This is a genomic window from Rhizobium sp. 10N427 (assembly GCF_056394605.1).
In genome coordinates this window covers 26,224-50,133 of record NZ_JBFTID010000017.1, presented here as the reverse complement: position 1 = coordinate 50,133, position 23,910 = coordinate 26,224, and the positions used below count along the sequence as shown (strand labels likewise).

Below are 23,910 nucleotides of genomic sequence, written 5' to 3'. Positions count from 1 at the left end.
TCTCGACTGTCGAGAAAATAATGCATTGTTGCTCGACAGTGATCCGCGGCGGCTGGAGGAACCACTGGCTGGGGCTGGCCGCTTATCACTCGGGAGGATAATTTATGAAGTCTATTATGAAGCTGATGGCGGGTGCCGCCATCCTCGTTTCCGTGCACACGGCTGCCATGGCGGCCGATCTCGTCGTTGGCGTTTCCTGGTCGAACTTCCAGGAAGAGCGCTGGAAGACCGACGAAGCAGCCATCAAGAAGGCGCTGGAAGCCAAGGGCGCGAAGTACATTTCCGCTGACGCGCAGTCTTCCGCTGCCAAGCAGCTGACCGACGTCGAATCGCTGATCTCGCAGGGCGCCAACGCCCTCATCGTTCTGGCTCAGGACTCCGACGCAATCGGACCGGCCATCGAAAAGGCTGCTGCCGAAGGCATTCCGGTTGTCGGTTACGACCGCCTGATCGAAAATCCGGCTGCTTTCTACATCACCTTCGACAACAAGGAAGTCGGCCGCCTGCAGGCTGAAGGCGTCTTCAAGGTCAAGCCTGAAGGCAACTACGTCTTCATCAAGGGCTCTTCGTCGGACCCGAACGCGGACTTCCTGTTCGCCGGCCAGATGGAAGTTCTGAAGGCTGCGGTTGACGCCGGCAAGATCAAGAACGTCGGCGAAGCCTATACCGACGGCTGGCTGCCGCAGAACGCACAGCGCAACATGGAACAGTTCCTGACCGCGAACAACAACAAGGTTGACGCCGTTGTTGCTTCGAACGACGGCACTGCCGGTGGCGCCGTTGCCGCTCTCGACGCACAGGGCATGGCTGGCACCGTACCGGTTTCCGGTCAGGACGCCGACAAGGCCGCTCTGAACCGCATCGCGCTCGGCACCCAGACGGTTTCCGTCTGGAAGGATAGCCGCGAACTCGGCAAGCGCGCTGCTGAAATCGCGCTCGACCTCGCTGGCGGCACGACCATGGACAAGATCCAGGGCGTTACCACCTTCGACGGCGGCCCGAAGAAGGTGAAGATGCAGTCGATCTTCCTGAAGCCGCAGGCCATCACCAAGGACAACCTGAACGTCGTCATCGACGCCGGCTGGATCTCCAAGGCTGAAGCCTGCCAGGGCGTCAAGGCCGGCAGCGTCAAGGCCTGCGACTAATCCTCGTAAGCTGATCAACAGACCGGCGCCGCAGCGTTTCCGCTGCGGCGCCGGATGCGGATGCAGGCATCTTTCAGAAGCCTCCCCGCCTCGCAACGCCCCGCGAACGCTTTAATTCCCTGCCAGAATAACGCCGTCACCGACGCGGCTATTCCGGAAGCATCCCGGTGGTCATTTCGAAGAACAGGGCATCTCAGGCTGGGCTTTTCGGGCACCCGGCCAGGGCCCAAACAATGGGGGAACGGCAAACCCATGGCAGACATCACGCAATCCTCACCGGGTCATCCGCGCACCGCGGACGCAAACCCCATCACGCGCTTCCTGCGCGCCACCGAGATCGACACGCGCCTGCTCGGCATGGTCGCGGCACTGCTGGTCATCTGGATCGGCTTCCATCTCTATACCGACGGGCTTTTCCTCACCCCCCGCAACCTCTGGAACCTCTCGGTCCAGACGACGGAAATCGCCGTTCTTGCGACCGGCATGGTGCTTGTGATCGTCACCCGCAACATCGACCTGTCGATCGGCTCCATGCTCGGCCTCGTCGCCATGATCATGGGCGTCGTTCAGGCGAAATTCCTGCCGCAATATCTGGGCTTCGACAATTCCTGGACCTGGGTGATCACGCTGGCCGCGGGCCTCATCGCCGGCACGCTGATCGGCCTCTTCCAGGGCGTCATCATCGCCTTCATGGGCGTGCCCTCCTTCATCGTCACGCTCGGCGGCTTCCTCGCCTGGCGCGGCCTTGCCTGGTATGTCACGTCGGGCCAGACGGTTGCGCCCCTCGACACCACTTTCCGCATCATGGGCGGCGGTGCAGAAGGTGCCGTCGGCGCCACCTGGAGCTGGATCATCGGGCTTATCGCCTGCCTGCTGATCGTCATCGGCATCATCGGCTCGCGCCACCAGCGCAAGCGCTTCAACTTCCCGCGCCGCCCGCTCTGGGCGGAGTATTTCCTGGCCGTTCTCGGCTGCGCGCTGGTGCTCGGCGCCATCTGGGTCTCGACCATTTATTACTGGCCCGTGGCCATCGCCAAGAAATATGCCGAAGCCAACGCCATCGCCTGGCCTGAGACCGGCCTGTTCATCTCCTACGGCATCGCCGTGCCGGTGCTGATCGCCGTTCTCGTCGGCATCGTCATGACCTTCATCGCCACCCGCCTGCGCTTCGGCCGCTATGTCTTCGCCATCGGCGGCAACCCTGAAGCGGCCGAACTCGCTGGCATCAAGACCCGCTGGGTCACCGTCAAGATCTTCGCGCTGATGGGCTTCCTCGCAGCCGTCGCCGCGGCGATCTCGACCGCCCGCCTCAACGCGGCGGCGAACTCGCAGGGCACGACCTACGAACTCTATACCATTGCCGCGGCCGTCATCGGCGGCACGTCGCTCGCAGGCGGCACCGGCACGGTCGCCGGCGCCATGCTCGGCGCGCTCGTCATGCAGTCGCTGCAGTCGGGCATGGGTCTCGCAAATGTGGATACCCCCATCCAGAACGTTGTGGTCGGTGCCGTCCTCGTCGTTGCCGTCTGGCTCGACACGGTCTACCGCTCGCGTGCGAAGTAAGAGGAGTACGAGTAATGACTGAACAACGCACTCCCCTTGTGGAACTGAAGAATATCTCGATCTCCTTCGGCGGTATCCACGCCGTCGACAACGCCTCGGTCGATCTCTACCCTGGCGAAGTCGTCGCCCTGCTCGGCCATAACGGCGCCGGCAAGTCGACGCTGATCAAGATCCTTTCAGGCGCCTACAAGCGCGACTCGGGCGATATCCTGATCAATGGAGAACCGGCCGATATCCGCAATCCGCGCGATGCCAAGAAATACGGCATCGAGACGATCTACCAGACACTTGCCGTCGCCGATAATGTCGATGCCGCCGCCAACCTCTATCTCGGCCGCGAAATCCGCACCAAGTGGGGCACGCTCGACGACGTCGCCATGGAAGCCTCGGCCCGCGAGGTGATGGGACGCCTGAACCCCAACTTCCGCCGCTTCAAGGAGCCGGTGAAAGCGCTTTCGGGCGGCCAGCGGCAATCGGTGGCGATCGCCCGCGCGATCCTCTTCAACGCCCGCATCCTGATCATGGACGAGCCGACGGCAGCGCTCGGCCCCCAGGAAACGGCGCAGGTCGGCGAGCTGATCAAGCAGCTGAAGAAGGAAGGCATCGGCATCTTCCTGATCAGCCACGACATCCACGACGTCTTCGACCTCGCCGACCGCGTCTCGGTGATGAAGAACGGCCAGGTCGTCGGCCACGCCCGCACCGAAGACGTCACCAAGGACGAAGTCCTCGGTATGATCATCCTCGGCAAGGTCCCGCCCAAGGCCATCCCCGGCCCCGGCGCCATGCAGGTCTGAGACATCAGGACAACAGAAAGCCCGCCGCGCCAAAGCCCGGCGGGCTTTTCCTTAGAATTCCGGTGACACCGCCAGCCATTCCACCGATTTCGCCATTTGGCGATTGAAGAGCGCCGAAAGCTAGGCTAAGAACCACCACATCGGACAGGCGATTCAAACCGCCACGGCATGCACCCGTAGCTCAGCTGGATAGAGTGTTGGATTCCGATTCCAAAGGTCACAGGTTCGAATCCTGTCGGGTGCGCCATTTGCGTTCAAAAAATCTCTGCGCCCTTTCCATTGTCGAGCTTGCCCTCTTCAATGTGACGATGGCGTTTGATTCGCGATATGCGGTTCGGGTGCCGCACACCTGGAGAAGACATGGCCTTTCCGTGGACAGCACGTGAACCCGTTTTTTGGCGGCAGGCCGGGCTATTTCTGTTGCTGGCGGTGATGTTGCTGGCGCCCATGCTGGTCAACGGCTTTCCCTTGGTGATGGACGACTCCATCGCTTATTCCGGTCAAGGCGTCGGCTGGATCCGCTCGAATACGGCCGCCGTTCTGATTGCCTGGCCATACCGTCTGATTGGGTATTGGGCCTTGCCGCTGTTCAATACAGCCCTTGCCGCGACCGCCTGGCTACTTTTCTGCCGCAGTTTCTCCTTGCCACACCTATTCGTGCTTGCTTTGCCTCTCTCGCTTTTAAGTCTGCAGCCGCTGTATGTGAGCGCTGTGCTCGTTGACAGCTGGTTCTTTTCTGCTGTCGTGCTGCTGATCGTTGCAATTCGCTGGCAGAGCCCGTTCCTGGCCATGCTTTCGGGCGTCCTGCTCTCCGGTCATGCGAGCGGCTTGCTGCTTGTGATGCCCTTTTCGCTGCTCGCCGCACTAATGTTTCGCAATGCGCGGCTTCTCGCCATGCCTGCGCTGGCGCTCGCAACGCTGCTGCTCGTCAACACTGGTCTTGAGCGCAAATATTTTCCTGATGTCCCAAGACTCGCGCAAACCTTCCTCGCCTCCCGCTTCTTCTCAATTCACCCGGCGCTGCTCACCCGCCAATGCGAGAGATCAGGTGACAGGGCGCTGTGTGATGCGGCCGATTACGTGGTTCAGCTGAAGGCCGATCCCGCCAATGCGGAACGCCGTGACTTCTTCTGGGATATTGCACGCCAGTTCCCAAACGCGTTTCCGCTCGACCGTTTCGAACAGCAGCACGCACGCGCAATCATAGTCGACGGTCTGACGTACCGGCCAATGGAAACGGCGATCGTCGTTGCTCGCGATTTCCTGAGCTTTTATGCACCGCAGACCGCGCTCGATTTCATTCCAGTCCTTACCGAACCGATGCCAAGCCGATTTTATCAGTCCGCACAGCCACAGAGCTTGTGGCAAAGCGAAGTGGTTCGCAATCTCTGCACGGCTCTGCGCTACGCGCTTTACCTGGCAACCGCATCGGCGCTCGTCTGTGGCCGGCGAAGGCTGACGCGTGATGAAACGATCTGGATCATCCTGCTGCTGTCGCTCTGCCTCGGAAACGATCTGCTGTTTGCTGTTATCTCCGGTCCGGCGGACCGTTATCACCACCGTATCCTGCCATTGTTGGGACTGGTGGCCCTAGTCGCAATCGCCGCCATCCAAAGAAAACGTGACGTCTCGCAGACGCCCGCCGCATCAAAGCCCGATAATCTTTGGTAATGCTGCATCTGCATCCCGAAGATGCGGAGAGATCAGTAACCGAACCTCTCCGCAACACCCCGGCGAAAATGTAGACGGCCCCTTACCCCTTCGGCATTGGCACGCATTCTTTGATACGCGGATTTCCGGCTGTGGCGCCGGTCACCTGTTTCACCTCTCCGGGCGGGCAGGTGCCGTCATCGACAAGGACTTTCTTTCCGGTCGGTAGCGTTCCCTTTGCGGGCTCTTCCTTCAGGATCGATTGGCATCCGGCCAGTCCGAAAGCGATCAGAACGGCGAGCGAATATCTGAGTTTCATTGTATCCCCTTCCCCTTGATAGACGGGCGCAAGGGAAGCGCCCGGACAGACCCGTCCGTTCGCAAACCCCGCCCGTTTGTCGGTCTACAGCGCCTTTGCGTGCAGGGCATGCTCCACCTGGAGTATGGGCGGCGCGCCTGGCGCCGTGCGGCCATCCGATGACCGGACGGCCATGTGAACATCTTCTTTTGAAGGGCTGGTCAATCCCGTGCCGATTTGCGACAACCAAGACGTGTTCTTGTGTTTTGCGAGCCTGAGAAATGCCGCAGCCTGCCGATGCCGCCATTCATCTGATCGACATGATTTACGGAAGCCTGTTCGGCGAATGCAGCTGGCAGGGCTTTCTGGATGCCGTCGCCAAGACTTCTCCCGACGGCAAGGCTGCCCTGCACTACCACGATCTTGCCTCGCCGGTTGCCCACGTTCCCTATATTTCAGGCTTCACCAAGGACGAGGTCGATCAGTTCAGCAATCACTTCGCGTCGGTCAATCCGTGGATCCCGCGCATGGGCCTGGTGCCGGTCGGCCGCGGGTTGTGCGGCGAGGATATCTTTGCCCGAAAGAACCTCGTCAAGACCGAATTCTACAATGACTGGCTGAAGCGGCAGGCGGGCTGCGAAACCAGTATCGGCGTCTCCATCATCCGTGAAGAAGCCCGCACCTTCATTCTTTCGACAGCGACCTCCTCCTCCGATCCCGAGCGCAACAGGAAGGCCGCCGAGCGCTACACCCTGCTTGCCCCTCACCTGAAGCGCGCGTTCGATTTCATCCGCAAGCGCGACCTGCTTGCGCCTGACAATCAGGCGCTGCGAACGTTGTTCGACAGCATCGGTGCCGGCCTCATCTACGTGTCGGACAAGCGCAAGGTGCGCTGGTCGAATCGCACGGCTGAAAACATCATCGCCGACGGGTTTCCATTTCGCGTCGCTGCCGATGGGCGGATCAGCATTCGATGCCAGAAGTCGGCGGCGGCCTTCGAGTGGCTCGCATCCCGCCACGACGGACAGAGAGGTCCCTATACCGCCATCGTCCAGGGCGACGGAAAGGAAGGCAGCTATCGCCTGACCATCGTCAGGCTTCAGTCGAGCGCATTCACGGAATTTCTGGAAGGGCCGACTATTGCTGTCATTGCCGAACCGATGGTGGCCGCCCCGTTGAAAGACCGGCAGAACGCCCTCATGGAAACCTCGAAACTGACGGTGACCGAAATCAAGGTCGCTCTCAGCGTCGCCTCGGGAAACACGCCACGGGAAGTCGCGACAGCCTATCAGATCAGCTACGAGACGGTCCGGACGCATCTTCGGAATATCTACTCCAAACTCGGCGTCAATTCGCAGGTGGCACTCGCCGCATTGCTGCTGGGGAGTTGAGCGGGCAAGTCCCCAGGTTCCCCGCCGCCACCCTCACCTCGCCCTCCGCCGGCCGGCCTGCTGAAAGGCCGCGGCATGGCTCTGCCGTACAGTTTCGACCTCCGTGAGCGCCGCTTCCACCAGCGATCGCGCAGCACCCAGCTCCGGCTTGTCGCGCAACATTTCGAGCACAGTCTTCAGATGGCTCTCGGTCATTATGCAGGCTCGCATCGTCATGATGTCCTCCTTGCAGTTTCCTTTGTGCCGGATGCCCCCGCGATCCTGACCGGCGCCGTTGCGGGCCTGATGGCCCATGCACTTGCCCCCAATGAAAACGCTCTCAACCTGCGAGACGAACGATCCGCACGCCGACGACATTGTCGTCGGCATCGGCAACGATTTCGCCGTGGCCGATCAGCCGGCCATTGACCAGCAGCTCGACCGGTTCGCCGAAACGGCTATCCAGCCGGAAGCTGTGACCCGGATCGACCCGCATCAACTCAGCAACCGAAACACGCGCCCGCCCGATCACCACCTCGATTTCGACAGGAATGTCGTTGACCTTTTTGCGCAGCTCCGGACGCTGCGCCTCCACAACTTCCGGCGGCACGGCGGAGAACAGCAGATCTGCCTCATGCTGACGCAACCGTTGCCAGGCAGCTCCGGTTCTGGCCGCGCCGTCACCGGCGCTATCTGGTCCGATAGGCGCCAGGTCATCGGAAATATTAGACATAAAACACCATCTTAAGGAAAATCATCAGGATCGGCCAAAAGCCGCCCAGCCATTTTAGGGTGCTTGAGCCCTGGCACGGGCCGGAAATTCCAATTGCCAGGCGATCAACCTTAACGAAGGGTTACGGTCCACAGCGGCGAGGCGGCGGCCTTGCCGTTTCGATACAGAATGCCTGTCCAGGTATGGCCAGCGCCCATCGCCGGCGACCCGCCGCGGCCGCGTTCGGGCGAACCGCTGCCCGACTCACCCTGCCCGCGGCCGGCAGCTCTCCGGGGCAGGAAATCATCAACATCTTTGCGTCGGGGCACACGCAATGCGCGTTGCCTTTCCGGCTTGCGGCGGCTACATGGTTAAAAATTCTTTAATGTCTTTTTCGCAGTCATTTCATGTTGAATTCGAACACCCACCGCAACTATCTGTCGCGGCTTGCCTTTGCGGGCGATAGCGCCGAGCCTGCCTATCATCGGGTCAATCTGGTTGCCCGGGCGCTCTGCCCAGTCAAGGGCGTGAAGTCCTTCACGGCCCGGCAGGTGCGCATCGTCAGCATCAGCGAGACCGGCGCCATATTGCAGGCGCGCGGCATCGAGCAGCTGACAGCGCACTTCTATCTCTGTCTCGGAACATCGGAAATTTTCATCACCTGCGCGCAGATCCGGCAGCAGGAAGGCAGCGTCTTCGTGCGTTTTTCGAAGCCTGAGGAGAGCGCCTTCATCCGCGCCTTGGCAGAGATCACCTTCCCGATGACGACGCTGCAGACGCTGCGTGGTCAATCGGCCCGCGCCATTGAGGCGCGCATTCGCCGGCCGGAAACAACAGCCCCGGGCTGATATGCCCAGACGCGAAAACGCCGCCTGGCGGCGGCGTTCCCAAGATGAGAATGAACTCAGGATTTCTTGCTGGCCGCGCGTGTTTTCTTCGCGGGCGGCTCGGCTACGGGCTGCGCCAAACGCAGCGCCCGCAGTCTCTCGGTCTTCTTCTGCCGCTCGATGAGCTCGCCGGCCATGATCTCTTTGGCCATCGAGGCGGTGTTTTCCGCCTTCGCCTGCGCCGAAAGCTTTTCGGGCTTGAAGAGATTGTCTTTCGTCTTGGTCATGCTTTCCTCCTTCAGGAGTGCCTGTCCCGGTATGACGGTCGGTTAGCGGGCGCGCGCCGGGATCTTCTTCTTCGGAGCCGGCAGGAGGCCTTCGCGCTGAGCCTGCTTGCGAGCAAGCTTGCGGGCGCGGCGGATCGCTTCGCCCTTTTCGCGGGCGCGCTTTTCAGAAGGCTTTTCATAGGCGCTGCGCGCCTTCATTTCGCGAAACACACCCTCGCGCTGCATCTTCTTCTTCAAGACGCGAAGAGCCTGATCGACGTTGTTATCCCGGACGAGTACCTGCAAGACGTCTCCTTAATCGGCCAACGGCCGTTATTTCTTGATGCGGATCGTGTTCGAATTGATCCAGCTCGATTTCGGGCTTTCCGTCACCTTGACCTCGGCGGCGGGGCGGCCTGACGATGCCAGAACGTCGATATCGTCCTGGCGGACGCTTCGCTCGCAATTCTCGTTCTGGAATCTGACGCGGTAATGGACGAAGCCCTGTGCTGCCGGCATGACCGACACGACGCGGCCGGCGCCGCCTGGCTGGACGCTTCCTAGAATTCCCGGCTTCAGAACGATGCTATCGCCCGGCCGGTAGTGGCGGTTCGTCATGCCGTTCTCCGTATCAGATGAAAAAACAAAAGGCCGGGACTAATCCCGACCTTCCTCCGTCATCGTCTCAGCGCGCCAGTACATCCGTGGTCGCGCGAGCCGTGACAAATTCATTCAGCCTGCAGGTTGTCCGCCGAGTTCTTGCCGGACTTGCGGTCCTGCACGATGTCGAAACGGATCTTCTGTCCGTCTGCGAGCGAGCGCAGGCCTGCGCGTTCAACTGCAGAAATGTGGACGAAAACGTCTGCGCCGCCGTTGTCAGCCTGGATAAAGCCGAAACCCTTGGTGGCGTTGAACCACTTGACTGTACCTGTATTCATAACGATCTCCTTTCAAAGCAACCGTTGTTTTTTCCGCGATACTTTGCGGACCTAGATCGATTATTTGGAAGGAAATCTGAAGAGGCAAAAGCGCTCTTGAGCGACGTCACAAGCAATGGTCGATGAACCCAATATAGGATCAATTTGAAATTTAGCAACGGGCAACGGCAAGAAACTTCGCCGGTTTTAAAATTTTATCCCGCAGTTTGCTGATTTCGTTGAATTTCGTTTCCGATAAAATCCGAAAGCCGAAAGAAACTTCTATCGGTTTTATCGTCATCCGGCAAGGCAGCCCCTTCGCCGCATAGGCGACGGGGCTGCCTGAAAGCTGTGAGCGGTAAGCCGCTATCCGTTCACGGCGTCGAAACGATCAGCCGCAGCGATCCCTCGAAGAACGGCTGCGAGCGAAGTTCGCCATAGCGTCTGTCCCAGCTGCCATCTTTCAGATCGCGGCCGAGCTCTTCGGCGAAGCGCTCGCCAACGGAAGCGTCGACGAAGCTCCAGGCCGAGTTGGCAAGCCGTGCGCCGGGATCGAGCAGCCGCTCGGGGCGGCCGTAATAGCCTTCGCCGAAGCCGTCGGTGCAGTGAAGCGGAATCGGCACAGGCTTGATCTCGATCGTCCCGCCCAAGGCGCCGGAGATGGCCGCAAGCGGCGGATAACGGCTGGCCTCGACGGAGATCATTTCAGGGGCGTAGGCCTGCAGCCATGAGCGATGCAGCTCGTCCGGATCGCAACTCAGCACGGCGACCGGCCCGCGCGTCACCCGGCGCATCGCGGCAAGCCCGGCCTTGAGATCAGACCATTGGTGAACAGAGAAGGTCGTCATGCTGGCATCGAAGCTGTCATCGGCGAAGGGCAGCTTTTCCGCCACCGCATCGATCGCTACCGGCAGATGCGCCGGACGCTGGGCACGCATCGAGGCCGAAGGCTCGACGGCGGTCACCGTGCGATCGGTTGGCTCGTAGGAACCGGCGCCCGCGCCGACATTGAGCACCGTTCTGGCATCGCCGAGCGCGCGCCAGATGAAGGCGGCGATATGGGGATCGGGCTGCCGGTACCGGGTATAATTGGTGCCGATCACGCCGTAATTGGCGTCGCCGGCACTTCCGTCTACATGTCTGCTGTTCATGGCTTCCATCCTTTGGCAGGCAAAGCTTCGCCCTGCCGAATGCCTGGGCATCCAGCACCTGTTGTGCGTTCAGTAGCTTTGCCTTAGTGTTGCAACTGGAGAAAACATCATATTCTCCAGGATGAAAACCGATAAGCTCGAACACAGATTGTTCCTAAAACGCACATGGCAAGACGCCTGCACTCCCTCAATGCGCTCCGTGCCTTCGAAGCCGCAGGCCGCCACGGCCGCATGACGCTGGCCGCCGAAGAGCTGAACGTGACGCACAGCGCCATCAGCCGCCAGATTCAGCATCTGGAGGAGGTTCTCGGCGTAGCGTTGTTCGAAGGACCGAAGAACAGGATGCGACTGACGGAGGCCGGGCAGACGCTGCTGCCGGGGCTGGTCGCTGCCTTCGATCAGATCGACATGTCGGTGCGCGCCGTTGCCGATACCGGCGATGGCCCGCTCGATGTCTCCTGCCCCGGCACCTTCACGATGCGCTGGCTGATCCCGCGGCTTTATCGCTTCCAGGCCGAACATCCCAGTATCGACGTGCGTCTGACGGCCTCCTCCCGGCCGGTCGATTTTGCCCGCGACGGCTTCGACGTGGCGATCCGTGTCGGCACCGCACCCTGGCCTGAGGGCGCCGATGTCATCCCGCTCTTTCCCGAACAGACCGGACCGGTGGTCTCTCCGGCCCTGTCGGCGCAGATCGGCGGCCTGCCGCAGCTGCACACCAAGACCCGGCTCCGCGCCTGGGGCGACTGGCTGGCGCGCTCGGGTTTAAACATCGAGAGCGGACCGCGCGTCGAATACGAACACTTTTATTTCATGCTGGAAGCGGCAGGCGCAGGGCTCGGCGTCTGCGTCGCGCCCTGGCCCTATGTCACGGACGACATCCGCGACGCGAGGCTGGCGGCCCCCTTCGGCTTCCTCGACAGCGGCCACGAATATGTGGCGCTGCGCCGCGCGAGGCGGAACCGCAAATCCGTTATCTTCTGCGAGTGGTTGCGGGCCGAGGCCGAAGCCTTTGTCTCGACACATCCCGCCCCGAGGCGGGATGTGCCGGGTTCCTAGCCGCTGCCGAGCTTCTTGTCCGGAAACACCAGCGACTTGATGACAACGGGGACGGCACCGGACGTTTCCAGCATGGCGCCGATATCGATAAAGTCGAATTCGTCGAGCTTGATACCGTCGATCGACACCAGCGAGGAAATCCCGGCCTCCAGCTTGCAATGCATGCCGACAAGGCCGCCGACATCGCCGTTGCCGACGAGGATGAGCGGGTGTCCCTTGGAAAGCACCGGCGCCAGCCCTTCGATGACCCCGCGGCAGAAGCCGTCGAGGCGGCGGTAGCTGGCCGACCCCTCCCAATCGTAGCAGATCGCGACCGGGCTCTCGCCGCTGCCGAGATCGAGACGACCAAGCGATTCCGTGACGCGAGCTGCGACATCGGCAGGCTCGATCTTGTCGCCGAATGCGATCGCCGGCTTGATAACCGGGATATTGCGCACGGGAAGCAGTGACAGCGGATGGACGAAGATCGTGCTGCCGCTGACCTGCACCGTGTATTGCGAGGCGCCGACGACGGTTGCGCGGATGCCCTGCTCCGGCTTCTCCAGCCGCGGCGACCAGCTTTCCAGCCTTTCGCGCAGGATTTCGGCCAACAGCGGGCCGAGGTCACTAAAACTCTCCGGCTTTTCGGCATAGAGGAATTCCGAGACACCACCGGATACCGTGACGACATCAGGCAGGACGGATGGCAGCGGCGGCAGGCGATGCAGCCCAACCGTTTCCCCGCTCATCTCCCCACCCTGCATCGCCTCGAACAGCTGCTCAACCATCGCCGATGCCAGCTTGCGCGCATCGGATTCGCTGAGCGTCGCGCCGAGTTCGACCGCGACACCCGCCTTGTGGCCGAAATAGCGCCCGGCCTCCTCGACGCGGGTGATCCTGCGGTTCTCGTCGAAGGCGACGATGCGGGCGCCGATATCGATCGCCGCGATATGCCGGATCGTTCCTGCACTGCAGAAGGCGAGCTTCGAGGTACCGCCGCCGATATCGACATTCAGAACGCTCTCGCCTGTCCGCCCCGACAGCGCCACCGCGCCCGAGCCGAAAGCGGCGAGCGTCGTCTCCAGACCGTCGCCTGCGCTGACGACGACGAACTTGCCGGTCTCCTCGGAAAACAGCGTGCCGATTGCCCGGGCATTGCTGCGCCGGACGGCGACGCCGGTCAGGATCAGCGCGCCGGTGTCGATGTCATCAGGGGTGATGCCCGCCTGCCTGTACTGTTCGGCAAAGAAGGCGCCGAGCGCATCGGCATCGATCTCGTCGTCACCGCTATAGGGTGTCAGCAGCACGTCCGACTGATGCAGCAGCGTGCGCTCGACCACCATATACCGGGTGTCGAGGCGCTCGAGCACGATGCGGGAAAAGGCGAGATGCGAGGTCGAGGAGCCGATATCGATACCGACGCTGACCAGCACGATCTCGTCTTCGAGCTCCATGCTGCGGCCGACATTCGAAAAGAATATCCGGCCGCCCTGTTCTTCTTCGTCGTCAGACATGATCAGACGACGGTCGACTTCTTCGTCGTCGTGTCGGCCGGCTTTTCATACCATTCCGGCTTCATGCGAACCTCCACACCGTTCTTCTTCAGAAGCGCCTCATATTCCTTGCGGATATACGGGTCTTCCATCCAGTACGGAATGGCAGTGCCGCCTTCGTTGACGTCGATCGCGGTGTAGTCGATGTGCTTCTCGCCCGGCGCACCGGGATCACGGCCCGGATTGTGCGGGCCGAACCACGCCGTCAGGCGGAAATCATCCTTCGAGACGCTGAAATGCTGGTGGTACCAGCGTGCGCCACCCGGAGCCGCCGTCACCATGCCGTACTGGCCGTAGTCGAGACGGCGGACGCGGTCGGCATGGCCGTTCTCCCACGGATTGACGCCGCACTCTTCCGGCCAGGTATAGGTGTAGCCCTCGCCCTTGAGGCAGATCAGGATTGCCGCCGAGGTGTGGGCATGTGCCTTGGAATAGCGGCCATTCTCATGCTGGCCGATCCAGTAGTAGAAATTGTTGTTGGTCATGAACGGCTCGACGCGGCGATAGCCGACCGAGCGGCGGTTATCGAGCGGCAGGTCGCAATTGACGGCATCGGGCAGGAAGTTGGTGCGGCGCATCGCAAGGCCGCGCACCGGATCCGGCTCGATCTCCTCGCGATACTTGTAGAAGTCGTCGGCGCCCGAGAAGCGGTCGCGGAAGACGAAGGGGTTGTTATAGACCGCGTCGAAATTCTGGATGGCGTTGACGACGACAGGCGCCGTCGTGCCACCGAGCAGCAGCGCCGGGCTGTTGGTAGCGTTGACGATACGATGCCAGGCATTCATCGGGATCGAGAACATCGATCCTTCCTGCCATTCGAACACATGCTTCTTGCCCTCGCCTTCGAGCCAAACTTCGGTCGAGCCGCGGCCCTCCACGACGAGGTAGATTTCCTCGTACATGTGCTTTTCCGGATTGAGCTCGCCGGCGGCGGGCACTTCGACGAGGTGACAGCCCCACTTGGTCTCGGTGCCGTAAAGCTGGATATAGCTGCCGCGGCCGCCGGTGCGCTTCCAGGGCTTCAGCGGCAGGTTCTTGACGTTGGAAATGCCGAGGTCGCGGAAGACAGGAATGCCTTCCTCTTCCATGAACTGGTCATAGGGCGTCGGCTGCTTCTTGAACTCGCCGAAGCCCGCCTTCTTCGTGCCGGCCGGCTCGTGCCAGTGCGTGCCTGTGCCGCCGCCAAGGGGATCCTGATGCATGGGTTTCTCCTCCCAATCAGATGTTCCTTTATACAGAACATCGTTCCAATTTAAACTCAACGTACATCCGCCCGCCCCTCAAATCAAGGCCGTCGGACGAACCGTTACGAAAACAACAGCGACTTGATCACGACGGGCACGACGCCCGGCGGATTGATGAATTCGCCGAGATCGACGAAATCGAGTTCCTTCAGCTGCACGCCATCGATCGAGATCAGATGCGGCCCGATCTTCAGCTCGCGGTCGAGGATGCGGCCGAGCGTCTGGCCGATATCGCCGTCGATGACGAGCACCAGCAATTCGTCGCGGTGGCCATCCGGCGCCGCAAACATCCTGATCGCCTTGGCGAGCTCCAGGAGCCGCGGATAATCGGGCAGACCGGTGAAGGTGAAGGCCAGCGCCAGCGGCGCGGCAATCATGCTGTCCCGCCGCTCCGCCCCTGCGGCAAAAGCCCTGGCGATCGCTTCGGCATCGACATGCTCGGGCACCGCATGGCCGAGATGCACGACCGGGATGTTATGCGACGGCAGGCCGCGATCGCCGGTGCGATACATCGTCTTGCCGCTGACCTGCACGGTAAACTGCGAGGCGCCGATCACCGTGGCGCGGATCCGCTGACCGGCATCGACGATCGGCATATCGATCCGCGGCGTCAGCTGCGCAATGATTTCCTTGGCGAGCATCTGGGCGATATCGCCGTGATCGGCGGTCTCGTATTCGAAGATATATTCCGAGACGCCTCCCGAGAAGGTGACGTAATCGGGCCGGAAGCTGCGGTCCAGCGGCTCGGTCAGCAGCAGTTTTTCGCCGAGCGCATCGAGCGGCGCGCCGAGGATCTGGTCGACGGCAGCTGCCGCCAGCCGCCGGGCGATCGCCTGGCGCACCTCCGGGTTTGCCAGCGTCTCCGGATCGGTCGCAAGCCCGAGTTCGGCCGCAACGATCGACGCCGATTCATCGACACGGGTCCAGGCGCCCGTCTTGTCCTGCGCTATCAGACGCCCGCCGACGGCAAAGGCTGCGACATCGATGATCTCGCCCTTGCTGATCAGCGCCAGCTTGGTGGTGCCGCCGCCGATATCGACATGTAGCCCGCAGGCATTGCGCTTCTTCGAGAGTTCCGTGGCACCGGAGCCATGGGCAGCCAGCATGCATTCGAGCTTGTGGCCCGCGGTCGCACAGACGAAGCGGCCGGATTCGCTGGCGAAGATCTCGTCGATCGCCCGGGCATTCTTCCGCTTGATCGCCTCGCCGGTGAGGATCACCGCGCCGGTATCGATATGGCTGCGCTTGTATCCGGCATCCTCGTAGCAATGGGCGAAGAAATGCCTGAGCTCGGCCGCGTCAATCGTGCCGTCAGGCAGGAACGGCGTCAGCAGGATCGGCGAGCGCCAGACCACCTGGCGATCGATCACTTGGAAGCGGCTGGAGAGCTCTTCCGTCTCGCGGCGCATGACGACGCGGGCAAACAGAAGATGCGAGGTCGAGCTGCCGATATCGATGCCGACGGTCAGAAGCTCGACGGTTTCCTGCTGCCACAGCCAGTCGGAAATCGCCCGGCGCTCGCCTTCCGAGAGATCGCCATGTTCGTGATCGAAATCGAGATCGTGCACTTCACTCTATTCCCTGTGCATGCCTGCGCGAGGAGGCCGGCGGACCTGCCGCCGGCGCGCCTCTGATCAGCTGGCCGGACCGGCGAGGATCGGGGTCTTGATGACGCCGGTGAGGCTGTCCTTGTCGAGCGCCATGATAGCCGCCTCGTCGAAGATGTCACCCATGGCCGAGGGTACGCCGGTCTTCTGCAGTTCCTCAAGGAACTTGCGATGAACGCGCGGATCCTGATCCTCGTACTCGATCTGGCGGCCGCCATCCTTGACCGAGGTGGCACCGCCACCTTCCGCGCTCTTGCGGCGCAGCGAGATGAAGGGATATCGGCGGCTGCCGAGCGAGCAGGCGACATAGCGCGCCGGCTGGTCACAGGTGTTGAAGTGCTGGTGGTACATCCAGAAGGGCGGCGTGTACATGTAGCCGTGGCGCCACGGGATTTCCTTGAACTCGGATTCCCCTTCATACCACATCAGCGAATAGCCCTCGCCATCGACGGCATGGACGTGGGTGCCCGCCGCATGACGATGCGCCTTCTTGTAGCGTCCGACCGGCATCTGCGAGACATGCGAGTGCATGGTTCCATCGGCCAGAACGAAGTTGACGTTGAGCGAACCCTTGCCGCGGCCGTCGAACTCGTAAAGCTTGAAGCTCGTCAGGTCGTGGACGAAGTTGGTTTCCCAGACGTTCTGCACCTTGCGGGCGGACTCGGCGCCGTAGCTGTAGAGCACCCCCTCGCCCTCGAAATGCTTGGCGCCGCCGATGCGGTCGTCGAAATCGAAGTCGTTTTCGAAGACGAATTTCAGATTGTGGTAGAGGTTGATCGTCAGCGGCGCATGGTTGGTGCAGGACAGCCGCACCGTTTCCTGGCCGGAGCCGTTGTGGAACTGGTACTGGCAGTTCAGCGGTATCGCAAACAGCGCCTTCGGACCCCATTCGAAGGTCCGTGTCTCGCCATTCGGCAGCCAGACGGTGGTCGAACCATAGCCTGAGAGCACATAGAAGAAGGCCTCGTATAGGTGCTTCACCGGCCGCGTCTTCTTGCCCGGCAGAACCTCGATGACGTAATTCGCCATGAAGTCGCCCATGCCCTGGGTATGCGCGAAGCAGCCGCGGGCGTCGTAGCGGTCCCAGGTGCCGGTCTCGAGCGCCAAGAGGTCGTGGCCGAGATCGAAATGGATCGGGATCCCCTCGCCCTTCGACCAGTCGCCATAGGGATCGACCAGGAATTTCGAATTGCCGGGATCCTTGACAGCAACGGGATCGGCGACGGCTGGATTTTCACTGACGGACATAATCTCACTCTCGATGTCTTGTTTCGGTTTCACCACTGGAGCCGTCAGATGACGGAGCGGCGGTTCAGCGCATTTGCGGAGGGGGCTCCGGGCGCATGCGCGGGCGCGAATTCATGGACGGCAGGCGTCAGGCAACGCCCCCTTCGGCTTGTGTCATCGGCCGCACGGTCTTGCCGAGGTAGCTCGCCTCCTCGCCATAAAGCAGGCCCTTCACGTCATCGGCTTTCAGCGACTTGATGATCTGGTCCACCTGACCGGCGAGCGGCAGCATCAGCCCCGCCTTCTGGGCGAGCTCCAGCGTCACATCCATGTCCTTCTCTTGCCAGGTGAAGCGCGTCGAATCCCAGCGGGCGAGCGTGCCATTGGTACCGGGGCAGAGCAGCAGGATTTCGCGCATGCGCTGGGCGTCGATGCCGTAGCGCTTGGCGATCAGCAGCGTCTCGTAATTGGCAACGCAATGGACCCAGTGCAGCAGATTGTTGCAGGACTTGGCGATCTGGCCGGAGCCAAGCGGCCCGACGCGGACAACCTCGCGGCTGTAGCACATCATCACCGGGCGGATGCGCTCGACATCCTCCTCGCTGCCGCCGCAGAGCGAAAGCAGCGTGCCCGAGCGCGCACCCGATGCCCCATAGACGACGGGCGCATCGACAAGGCCGATGCCCTTTTCTCTCAGCTTGGGACCAAGCTTCTGCATCGTCTCCGGGCTGATCGTTGCGGCAACGGCGATGATCGACCCCTTCGCGGCAATTCCCGACAGCGTTTCGCAGACATCGATGACCTGCTGATCGGTGGCAACGACGAGGATGAACACCTCGGCTTCGGAGAGCTCCGCGAGATCGCCAGCCGGTTTGATGCCCTTTCCGGCGGCCGCAGCAAGCCGTTCGGCATTGACGTCGAAGCCGGAAACCTCATGCCCGCCATCGAGCATATGACCTGCCATCGCAAGTCCCATCTCTCCCGTACCGACCACTGCTACCTTCATGCCTGTCTCCCAAATGCCTGCTGCGCCGAAGCGCTTATCCTTCGTGCTGCGTCACGACGTCGATCAGCGCCGGAATGCCGTTCTTGACCTGGGCGATCGCCCGCTCCAGCGCGGCACCGATATCATCGGCGTCCTCGATCGGTCCCTCGGCATACCAGCCAAGACCGCGGGCGAGCGTTGCGAAATCGGGCGCCGGATCGAAGAGGTCCATGCCGATATGGGCGCGCTCGACCGGCGTGCCGCGCTGGCGGGCCACGGTGATCTGGTGATCCCAGTCATTGTAGTAGGCGCGGTTGTTGTGCATGACGCAGAGGAACGGCACCTTGTGCTTGGCCGCAAACCACAGCGCCCCGACATCGAACATCAGGTCGCCATCCGTCTGGCAATCGACGACGAGACGGCCGGTGCCCTTGTGGGCCAGCGCAATCCCGGTCGCCATGCCGATCTGCGTGCCGGTGCCGAGCGCCTTGCCCGGCCAGCGGTAGGGCTTATCGAAATCCCAGAGCTTCAGCGCCCAGTCTTCGAAGGCATTGGTGGTCAGCACCCAGTCTTCATGCTGGATTTTGTCCCAGACTTCGGTCGCTAGACGGCCGAGCGAAACGGGCTTGGAATCCCAGCCGTCGCGCGACTCTTCGCGCCACTTGGCGCGCTGCGCCTTGTGCATCTCGCCGACGGCAGCGGCGCGCTCGGCGATCCGCTTTGCAAGTGCGCCATTATCCTTGACGCGATCCTTGATCAGCGTCGTCAGCGCCGGAATGGCGAGCGCCGTATCGGCAAGCACGCGCTGCGCCGTTTCCGGGAAGCGCTGGTAATCCGTCGCCCACTTGGAAATCTCGATGTCGGCAAAGCCGATATCCAGCCAGTCGCAACCCTTCGGGAACAGCGGCTTCAGCGTGCGGTTGATGCGGTCGTTGACATGGGTCGGGCGCTCCCAGTCGCGGCAGTCGAGCAGCGTGATCAGGTCCGCCTGTTTGAAGACGTCCTTGCTCATGCGCATGTCGAGCGGATGCTCGGTCGGGAAATTCAGGCGCCACTGCGTATCAACGACAGGTGCCCCGAGCGCTTCGGCGAGGCCGACCATGTCGCTGTAGCCATTCTTGTCGCGGCCGACGAACTGCGGCACGAGGACAGGCCAATCGGCGGAAACCAGACGATCGGCGGCTTCCTCCAGCGCCTTCGGATCGGGCGCGATGCGGCTCGGCACCTTGGCGGATTTCGGCGAAGGCAGCGCGATCGGCTCCTCCAGCGGCGCTTCCTGCAGCCCGGCGTCGTAACACATGTAGATCGGGCCGCGCGGCTCGGTCATCATGATCGAATAGGCGCGGGCGAAGCTGTCGACGACCCCGTCGATGCCACCCGGCTGATAGTCCCATTTCACGTAATCGCGGACCTGGTTGCCCTGCACATTGGCCGTATGCGCCCAGTCGACGCGCGGACGGCGCTTGCCCTCGTCCATCGGGCCGGTGGCACCGATCAGGAAGACCGGCGCGCGGTCGGTATAGGCGTAATAGACGCCCATGGTGGAATGCAGCAAGCCGACGACATTGTGGACGATGACGGCCAGCGGCTCGCCGGTCACCTTGGCATAGCCGTGGGCGATCTGCACGGCGATCTTCTCGTGCTGGCAGATCAGCATCGGCGGATTGTTGCCGTTGTGATTGACCAGCGAGTCATGCAGGCCGCGATAGCTGGCGCCCGGATTGAGCGTGATAAACGGAAAGCCGTATTGCTTGATCAGATCAGCAATGACATCCGACTGCCATGCAGAGGGTACGCCTTCCTTCTGCGCCGCCTTGTCCAGCGCGGCGTTCGTCACCTTGTTATCCATGCTGTGCCTGCCTTCCCGAGACCGCATTGAAAAGAGGCGGGCGGCGGAACTGCCGCCCGGCCATTCGCTCAAGAGACGATCAGTCCTCCTTGAGCGACTCCTTCAGGAAGCTGACGACTTCAGGCGTCTGGTTCATGGCGCCCTTGACGAGGCTGCCGACGTCGTCACCGATCTTCGGATCGACGGGAACGCCGATCTCCTTGGCCTTGGCGAGGAATTCCGGATCGGACGTGGCAGCCTGATAGGCATCGCGCAGCGCCTTCAGCCGGTCGGCCGGAATGTCGGACGGACCTGCGGTGAGGCGGGAGATGTCGCTCTGCGATTCCACCAGCGCGATAACGCGCTTGGCATCGTCATTGTTGACGAGCGAGGCGAGCTGCGGGATGTCGGTTTCCGAACCACCGATCTGGGCGATCAGCTTGCCGTTACCGGCATCGACGAAGGGCTGGAATGTCGAGCGCGAGCCGATGATGCCCTGCACTTCGCCGCGCCGCATGGCGAGCTGGTCGTCACTGCCGTTATAACCGGAGACGACTTCGATCTTCAGGCCAAGCGCCTTGACCAGCATGGTCGTCTCGATCGTCGAGGCCGAGCCGACGCCTGCGGAAGCGAACTTGATCGGCTCCTTCAGATTGGCGAGATCCTCGTAACTGTTGATGCCTGAGTCCTTGGAGACGACGATGACGCGCGGGTCCGACGATACCTTGCCGATCCAGGACATCTGGGCGAGGTCGAACTTGATGCCCGGGTTACCGGCGAGCTGGCCGTAGATCAGGCCGGTATTGAAGGTACCGAAGGTCAGGCCGTCAGGGTCGGACGCATAGATGAAGTTGGCGCCGATCAGATGGCCTGCACCCGGCATGTTCTGGACCACGAAGGTCGAGCCCGGCAGATGCTTCTGCATGAACTGCGCGACCAGGCGGCCGTTGGTATCGTAGCCGCCGCCAGGCGCGGTGGCGACGATATAGTTGACCGTCTTGCCGTTGAAGAAGTCAGGGCCTTCCTGTGCGAAGGCCGATCCCGTGACCAGCGCCAGGCCGGCGCCCAGGCCAATCGCTGCCATGCGGATTGAGTTGATGTTCATATGCTTCCCTCCCAGTGAGCGTTATGACGTCGTTGATGCGTGCTGTGTCTGAACCGTTGGCGACCCATCTCCTCGGCAATCGCGGCCCGGCATGTCTTCCTCGTGCGCGAACGGCCTTGCCGGTCGCATTCTCAAAATCCCCGCGATCCGGACCCTGCTAGACCGCGCCAAATCCGAAAGCGTGCATTGCCCAGCGGGTCACGAAGCCCGGATGCAGCTCGATGCCGAGCAGGCGTCCGAACATCAGGTAGAGAGCGAGCGTTGCGGCGATCGCCAGTGCCAGCGCGAACTTCCAGCTTGCCTCGCCCTGCCTGCGCAGGAAGGTCAGCAGCATGATCGGGACGCTGACGTAGAAGCCGAACAGGATGATACCGGTGACGAAGCTGACGAGGTAAACCCACATGATGGCTTCCTGCTTCGCCGTGTGCGGGCCGAACTCCGGCAGTTCCTCTTCCTGCTGACCGCTCTCAGGGGCGCTGGCCGCAGCGATCTGCTGTCCGACCGAGGCCGCGGCCGGTGCCGAGGGGGAGCGGAAGAGATCGAGGCCGAGCTGTACCAGACAGAGCAGAATCCCGGGGATGCCGACGACCAGCGGCATGAAGCGTGCCTTTGCCGGGTAATCGAACGACAGCGCCACCATGGTGGTAAAGATCGCGAGCATCACGAAGGTCAGCGCAGTGCTGAAGCTGATGGTCTTCAAGGTCATGGGCTGACCTCCAGGTTGCGCCGGCGGGCCGCCGGGCGGAAGTTGCGGTAGAAGGCGTAGGCCATCAGCGAGACGATCATCGCGATCAGCACCAGCGACAGCGGCCGCAGGAAGAAGCTGTAGCCCCAAAGCTGCAGTGCCTGATTGAGCGAGGCTTCCGCCTTGCCGCCGAGCACAAGGCCGATGACGAAGGGCGCACGCGGCCAGTCGGCACGCAGGAACCCGTAACCGATGGCACTGAACACCACGAGGACGATCAGGTTCTGCCACTGGAAGTCGCTGACGAAGCAGCCGAGCGTCACGAAGACCAGGATGAACGGCACGAGCATGCGGCCGTTGACGAAGGTCAGAACCGCGACCCAGCGACAGATGACGAGCAGGATCGCCACGGCGATGAGGTTGCCGACGACCAGAGCCCAGATCAGCGTCCAGACGAGGTCGAGATGCTTGGTCACCATCAGCGCACCCGGCTGGATGCCGAGGATCAGGAAGGCGCCGAGCAGGACGGCCATGCCGGAGGAACCGGGGATGCCGAAGAACAGGGTCGGAAGCAGCGAGCCGCCTTCCTTGCCGTTGCTGGCGGTCTCCGGCGCAATGACGCCTTCAATCGCACCCTTGCCGAAACGTTCCGGATGCTTGGAGCTCTGGACGGCGTGACCGTAGCAGAGCCAGGCCGCCGTCGAGCCGCCGAGACCGGGGATCATGCCGATGATCGCGCCGATGACCGACGTTCTGAGCACCAGCCACCAGTGGCGGGGTACCTCGCGAACGCCGGACAGCAGCTGGCGATAGGAGAAGCCCGTATCCATCGGCACCGCCGAGATCGAGCCGCCCTTGGTGCTGAGCGAGATCATTTCCGGCACGGCGAACATCGCAAGCACGGCGGTCACCAGGCTGACGCCGTCCCAGAGGAAAAGGAAGTCGCCGGAATAGCGTGGCGTGCCGGTGATCGGGTCCATGCCGACAGTCGACAGCATCAGGCCGTAAAAGCCGACGATCAGGCCCTTGACGATGCGGCTGCCACTCGAAAGGAAGGCGATGAAGCTGATGCCGAGCAGCGCGATCAGGAAGAATTCCGCCGGGCTGAACATCAGGATGACGGGCTCGAGGATCGGGATCATGATCGCGAAGACCACGGCGCCGATGATGCCGCCGACGCCGGATGCCGTGATACTGGCGCCGAGTGCCCTCGCCGCCTGCCCCTGTTTTGCAAGGGGATAGCCGTCCAGCGTCGTTGCCGCATCATCGCCGTCGCCGGGGATACCGAACATGATGCTTGATATCTGGCCGCTGGTGCCGTTGACGGCATGCATGGTCAGCAGGAACACCGCGCCCGCCACCATATCCATGCCGTAGACGAAGGGGATGGCCATCGCGATCGACAGCTTGCCGCCGATCCCGGGGGTGACGCCGACCAGCAGTCCGAAGACCACGGCAATCAGCATCAGGCCCATGATATGGGGCGAGCTAACGAGGTTGAACAGCGCCCCGAACATAGTCTCAATCATTGCAGTTTTACTCCTCCCGTCAGCGGCGACCGAAAGATCTCCGCTGCTCCGCCGCACACTCCCCCAGAGTGCGGTTTATCCTCACCCGGCGCCTTAAAGACCCGGCCTCTGAGGATCATTAGGACCCCTGGCCGAAACTTTGTCCAAAGCAAAAATTTATGCTTAGTCCATCACTTTTCTTGCGGGCTGGCAATAGGCATTCCGTAGAGGGGTACAGCGTTCCGTTTAGCGGAACGCAATTTAAGCCATTGTTTAAAAACGGTTTTATTCCAAAGTATGGCCGATTTTCACATATTGCAACGGCAACAAAAGGCTTCGTGTAGCGATTTTCCACTGAGCGGCACCAGCCGCGGATACCGCATCTTTTTGCCAGCCTAAAAGCCTCATCCTGCTGTGAAAACCACAGGCGAACG

General features: G+C 61.9%; 24 protein-coding genes and 1 tRNA gene. 8 read left to right on the top strand and 17 right to left on the bottom strand.

Annotated features, from left to right (window positions below):
- Positions 1–104: 104 nt before the first annotated feature.
- The 5 genes from xylF (at position 105) to AC1DIJ_RS26235 (ending at position 5,176) form a co-directional block, all read left to right on the top strand.
- Positions 105–1,145 carry a D-xylose ABC transporter substrate-binding protein gene (xylF, locus tag AC1DIJ_RS26255; protein ID WP_112390232.1) on the top strand — a complete coding sequence of 347 codons (1,041 nt, stop codon included), beginning with the start codon at positions 105–107 and terminating at the stop codon, positions 1,143–1,145.
- 252 nt (positions 1,146–1,397) lie between these two features.
- Positions 1,398–2,708 carry a sugar ABC transporter permease gene (locus AC1DIJ_RS26250; protein ID WP_112390231.1) on the top strand — a complete coding sequence of 437 codons (1,311 nt, stop codon included), beginning with the start codon at positions 1,398–1,400 and terminating at the stop codon, positions 2,706–2,708.
- A 14-nt stretch (positions 2,709–2,722) separates the two neighbouring features.
- Positions 2,723–3,505, top strand: coding sequence for an ATP-binding cassette domain-containing protein (locus tag AC1DIJ_RS26245; RefSeq protein ID WP_112390230.1), 783 nt, complete (start codon positions 2,723–2,725; stop codon positions 3,503–3,505).
- A 170-nt stretch (positions 3,506–3,675) separates the two neighbouring features.
- Positions 3,676–3,752: transfer RNA gene (locus AC1DIJ_RS26240), tRNA-Arg, on the top strand.
- A 113-nt stretch (positions 3,753–3,865) separates the two neighbouring features.
- Positions 3,866–5,176: a hypothetical protein gene (locus AC1DIJ_RS26235; protein WP_112390229.1), complete on the top strand. Its 1,311-nt coding sequence runs from the start codon at positions 3,866–3,868 to the stop codon at positions 5,174–5,176.
- An 82-nt stretch (positions 5,177–5,258) separates the two neighbouring features.
- Here the strand turns inward: AC1DIJ_RS26235 and AC1DIJ_RS26230 are convergent, their stop codons facing one another.
- Complete coding sequence (locus tag AC1DIJ_RS26230) at positions 5,259–5,474, bottom strand: DUF6719 family protein (RefSeq protein ID WP_112390228.1); 216 nt, start codon at positions 5,472–5,474, stop codon at positions 5,259–5,261.
- 260 nt (positions 5,475–5,734) lie between these two features.
- Here AC1DIJ_RS26230 and AC1DIJ_RS26225 point away from each other — a divergent pair, with 260 nt between their 5' ends.
- The gene (locus AC1DIJ_RS26225) at positions 5,735–6,844 is read left to right on the top strand and encodes a helix-turn-helix transcriptional regulator (protein ID WP_112390227.1); all 1,110 of its coding nucleotides are present in this window, start codon (positions 5,735–5,737) and stop codon (positions 6,842–6,844) included.
- Positions 6,845–6,877: 33 nt separating this feature from the next.
- Here the strand turns inward: AC1DIJ_RS26225 and AC1DIJ_RS26220 are convergent, their stop codons facing one another.
- Both AC1DIJ_RS26220 and AC1DIJ_RS26215 read right to left on the bottom strand, forming a co-directional pair.
- Positions 6,878–7,060, bottom strand: coding sequence for a hypothetical protein (locus tag AC1DIJ_RS26220; RefSeq protein ID WP_148194282.1), 183 nt, complete (start codon positions 7,058–7,060; stop codon positions 6,878–6,880).
- Between the two features lie 103 nt (positions 7,061–7,163).
- Positions 7,164–7,556: a FliM/FliN family flagellar motor switch protein gene (locus AC1DIJ_RS26215; protein ID WP_112390225.1), complete on the bottom strand. Its 393-nt coding sequence runs from the start codon at positions 7,554–7,556 to the stop codon at positions 7,164–7,166.
- A 386-nt stretch (positions 7,557–7,942) separates the two neighbouring features.
- Between AC1DIJ_RS26215 and AC1DIJ_RS26210 the strand changes: the two genes are divergently transcribed.
- Entirely contained in the window at positions 7,943–8,383 is a 441-nt protein-coding gene (locus AC1DIJ_RS26210) for a hypothetical protein (RefSeq protein ID WP_112390224.1), read from the top strand.
- Between the two features lie 56 nt (positions 8,384–8,439).
- On the opposite strand, the gene AC1DIJ_RS26205 is transcribed toward AC1DIJ_RS26210, so the two are convergent.
- The 5 genes from AC1DIJ_RS26205 to AC1DIJ_RS26185 form a co-directional block, all read right to left on the bottom strand.
- Positions 8,440–8,649 (bottom strand): hypothetical protein, encoded by a 210-nt coding sequence (locus AC1DIJ_RS26205; RefSeq protein ID WP_112390223.1) that lies wholly within the window; start codon positions 8,647–8,649, stop codon positions 8,440–8,442.
- Positions 8,650–8,691: 42 nt separating this feature from the next.
- Positions 8,692–8,934, bottom strand: coding sequence for a 30S ribosomal protein S21 (gene rpsU / locus AC1DIJ_RS26200; protein ID WP_112390222.1), 243 nt, complete (start codon positions 8,932–8,934; stop codon positions 8,692–8,694).
- 27 nt (positions 8,935–8,961) lie between these two features.
- Positions 8,962–9,246, bottom strand: coding sequence for a cold-shock protein (locus tag AC1DIJ_RS26195; RefSeq protein ID WP_112390221.1), 285 nt, complete (start codon positions 9,244–9,246; stop codon positions 8,962–8,964).
- A 110-nt stretch (positions 9,247–9,356) separates the two neighbouring features.
- Positions 9,357–9,566 carry a cold-shock protein gene (locus tag AC1DIJ_RS26190; RefSeq protein WP_112390220.1) on the bottom strand — a complete coding sequence of 70 codons (210 nt, stop codon included), beginning with the start codon at positions 9,564–9,566 and terminating at the stop codon, positions 9,357–9,359.
- Positions 9,567–9,919: 353 nt separating this feature from the next.
- A complete protein-coding gene (locus tag AC1DIJ_RS26185; RefSeq protein ID WP_112390310.1) occupies positions 9,920–10,696 on the bottom strand; it encodes a class I SAM-dependent methyltransferase in 777 nt (258 codons plus the stop codon).
- Positions 10,697–10,861: 165 nt separating this feature from the next.
- Here AC1DIJ_RS26185 and AC1DIJ_RS26180 point away from each other — a divergent pair, with 165 nt between their 5' ends.
- The gene (locus AC1DIJ_RS26180) at positions 10,862–11,755 is read left to right on the top strand and encodes a LysR family transcriptional regulator (protein WP_112390219.1); all 894 of its coding nucleotides are present in this window, start codon (positions 10,862–10,864) and stop codon (positions 11,753–11,755) included.
- Here the strand turns inward: AC1DIJ_RS26180 and AC1DIJ_RS26175 are convergent.
- The 9 genes from AC1DIJ_RS26175 to AC1DIJ_RS26135 form a co-directional block, all read right to left on the bottom strand.
- Entirely contained in the window at positions 11,752–13,248 is a 1,497-nt protein-coding gene (locus AC1DIJ_RS26175; protein ID WP_112390218.1) for an ethanolamine ammonia-lyase reactivating factor EutA, read from the bottom strand. The two genes, AC1DIJ_RS26180 and AC1DIJ_RS26175, sit on opposite strands and share 4 nt — an antisense overlap.
- Before the next feature lie 2 nt (positions 13,249–13,250).
- Positions 13,251–14,489: a cupin domain-containing protein gene (locus tag AC1DIJ_RS26170; RefSeq protein WP_112390217.1), complete on the bottom strand. Its 1,239-nt coding sequence runs from the start codon at positions 14,487–14,489 to the stop codon at positions 13,251–13,253.
- Between the two features lie 104 nt (positions 14,490–14,593).
- Positions 14,594–16,099 (bottom strand): ethanolamine ammonia-lyase reactivating factor EutA, encoded by a 1,506-nt coding sequence (locus tag AC1DIJ_RS26165; protein ID WP_112390216.1) that lies wholly within the window; start codon positions 16,097–16,099, stop codon positions 14,594–14,596.
- Positions 16,100–16,165: 66 nt separating this feature from the next.
- A complete protein-coding gene (locus tag AC1DIJ_RS26160; protein WP_442207791.1) occupies positions 16,166–17,386 on the bottom strand; it encodes a cupin domain-containing protein in 1,221 nt (406 codons plus the stop codon).
- A gap of 127 nt (positions 17,387–17,513) precedes the next feature.
- Positions 17,514–18,371, bottom strand: a complete 858-nt coding sequence (locus AC1DIJ_RS26155; protein WP_112390215.1) for an NAD(P)-dependent oxidoreductase — start codon at positions 18,369–18,371, stop codon at positions 17,514–17,516.
- Between the two features lie 34 nt (positions 18,372–18,405).
- Positions 18,406–20,199: a thiamine pyrophosphate-binding protein gene (locus tag AC1DIJ_RS26150; protein ID WP_112390214.1), complete on the bottom strand. Its 1,794-nt coding sequence runs from the start codon at positions 20,197–20,199 to the stop codon at positions 18,406–18,408.
- A gap of 79 nt (positions 20,200–20,278) precedes the next feature.
- On the bottom strand, positions 20,279–21,283 hold the full coding sequence (locus tag AC1DIJ_RS26145; protein WP_112390213.1) for a Bug family tripartite tricarboxylate transporter substrate binding protein: 1,005 nt from the start codon (positions 21,281–21,283) through the stop codon (positions 20,279–20,281).
- Between the two features lie 157 nt (positions 21,284–21,440).
- Positions 21,441–21,989, bottom strand: a complete 549-nt coding sequence (locus AC1DIJ_RS26140; protein ID WP_112390212.1) for a tripartite tricarboxylate transporter TctB family protein — start codon at positions 21,987–21,989, stop codon at positions 21,441–21,443.
- Entirely contained in the window at positions 21,986–23,497 is a 1,512-nt protein-coding gene (locus tag AC1DIJ_RS26135) for a tripartite tricarboxylate transporter permease (RefSeq protein WP_112390211.1), read from the bottom strand. Before AC1DIJ_RS26135 ends, AC1DIJ_RS26140 begins: the two co-directional genes overlap by 4 nt.
- Between the last annotated feature and the right edge of the window lie 413 nt (positions 23,498–23,910).

Coding starts and splice junctions, on each gene's coding strand:
- AC1DIJ_RS26135 (WP_112390211.1), bottom strand. CDS start 23,497: ATGATTGAGACTATGTTCGGGGCGCTGTTCAACCTCGTTAGCTCGCCC.
- AC1DIJ_RS26220 (WP_148194282.1), bottom strand. CDS start 7,060: ATGACGATGCGAGCCTGCATAATGACCGAGAGCCATCTGAAGACTGTG.
- AC1DIJ_RS26140 (WP_112390212.1), bottom strand. CDS start 21,989: ATGACCTTGAAGACCATCAGCTTCAGCACTGCGCTGACCTTCGTGATG.
- AC1DIJ_RS26205 (WP_112390223.1), bottom strand. CDS start 8,649: ATGACCAAGACGAAAGACAATCTCTTCAAGCCCGAAAAGCTTTCGGCG.
- AC1DIJ_RS26250 (WP_112390231.1), top strand. CDS start 1,398: ATGGCAGACATCACGCAATCCTCACCGGGTCATCCGCGCACCGCGGAC.
- AC1DIJ_RS26185 (WP_112390310.1), bottom strand. CDS start 10,696: ATGAACAGCAGACATGTAGACGGAAGTGCCGGCGACGCCAATTACGGC.
- AC1DIJ_RS26210 (WP_112390224.1), top strand. CDS start 7,943: ATGTTGAATTCGAACACCCACCGCAACTATCTGTCGCGGCTTGCCTTT.
- AC1DIJ_RS26215 (WP_112390225.1), bottom strand. CDS start 7,556: ATGTCTAATATTTCCGATGACCTGGCGCCTATCGGACCAGATAGCGCC.
- AC1DIJ_RS26155 (WP_112390215.1), bottom strand. CDS start 18,371: ATGAAGGTAGCAGTGGTCGGTACGGGAGAGATGGGACTTGCGATGGCA.
- AC1DIJ_RS26150 (WP_112390214.1), bottom strand. CDS start 20,199: ATGGATAACAAGGTGACGAACGCCGCGCTGGACAAGGCGGCGCAGAAG.
- AC1DIJ_RS26235 (WP_112390229.1), top strand. CDS start 3,866: ATGGCCTTTCCGTGGACAGCACGTGAACCCGTTTTTTGGCGGCAGGCC.
- AC1DIJ_RS26145 (WP_112390213.1), bottom strand. CDS start 21,283: ATGAACATCAACTCAATCCGCATGGCAGCGATTGGCCTGGGCGCCGGC.
- AC1DIJ_RS26175 (WP_112390218.1), bottom strand. CDS start 13,248: ATGTCTGACGACGAAGAAGAACAGGGCGGCCGGATATTCTTTTCGAAT.
- xylF (WP_112390232.1), top strand. CDS start 105: ATGAAGTCTATTATGAAGCTGATGGCGGGTGCCGCCATCCTCGTTTCC.
- AC1DIJ_RS26245 (WP_112390230.1), top strand. CDS start 2,723: ATGACTGAACAACGCACTCCCCTTGTGGAACTGAAGAATATCTCGATC.
- AC1DIJ_RS26195 (WP_112390221.1), bottom strand. CDS start 9,246: ATGACGAACCGCCACTACCGGCCGGGCGATAGCATCGTTCTGAAGCCG.
- AC1DIJ_RS26225 (WP_112390227.1), top strand. CDS start 5,735: ATGCCGCAGCCTGCCGATGCCGCCATTCATCTGATCGACATGATTTAC.
- AC1DIJ_RS26190 (WP_112390220.1), bottom strand. CDS start 9,566: ATGAATACAGGTACAGTCAAGTGGTTCAACGCCACCAAGGGTTTCGGC.
- AC1DIJ_RS26180 (WP_112390219.1), top strand. CDS start 10,862: ATGGCAAGACGCCTGCACTCCCTCAATGCGCTCCGTGCCTTCGAAGCC.
- AC1DIJ_RS26170 (WP_112390217.1), bottom strand. CDS start 14,489: ATGCATCAGGATCCCCTTGGCGGCGGCACAGGCACGCACTGGCACGAG.
- AC1DIJ_RS26230 (WP_112390228.1), bottom strand. CDS start 5,474: ATGAAACTCAGATATTCGCTCGCCGTTCTGATCGCTTTCGGACTGGCC.
- AC1DIJ_RS26160 (WP_442207791.1), bottom strand. CDS start 17,386: ATGTCCGTCAGTGAAAATCCAGCCGTCGCCGATCCCGTTGCTGTCAAG.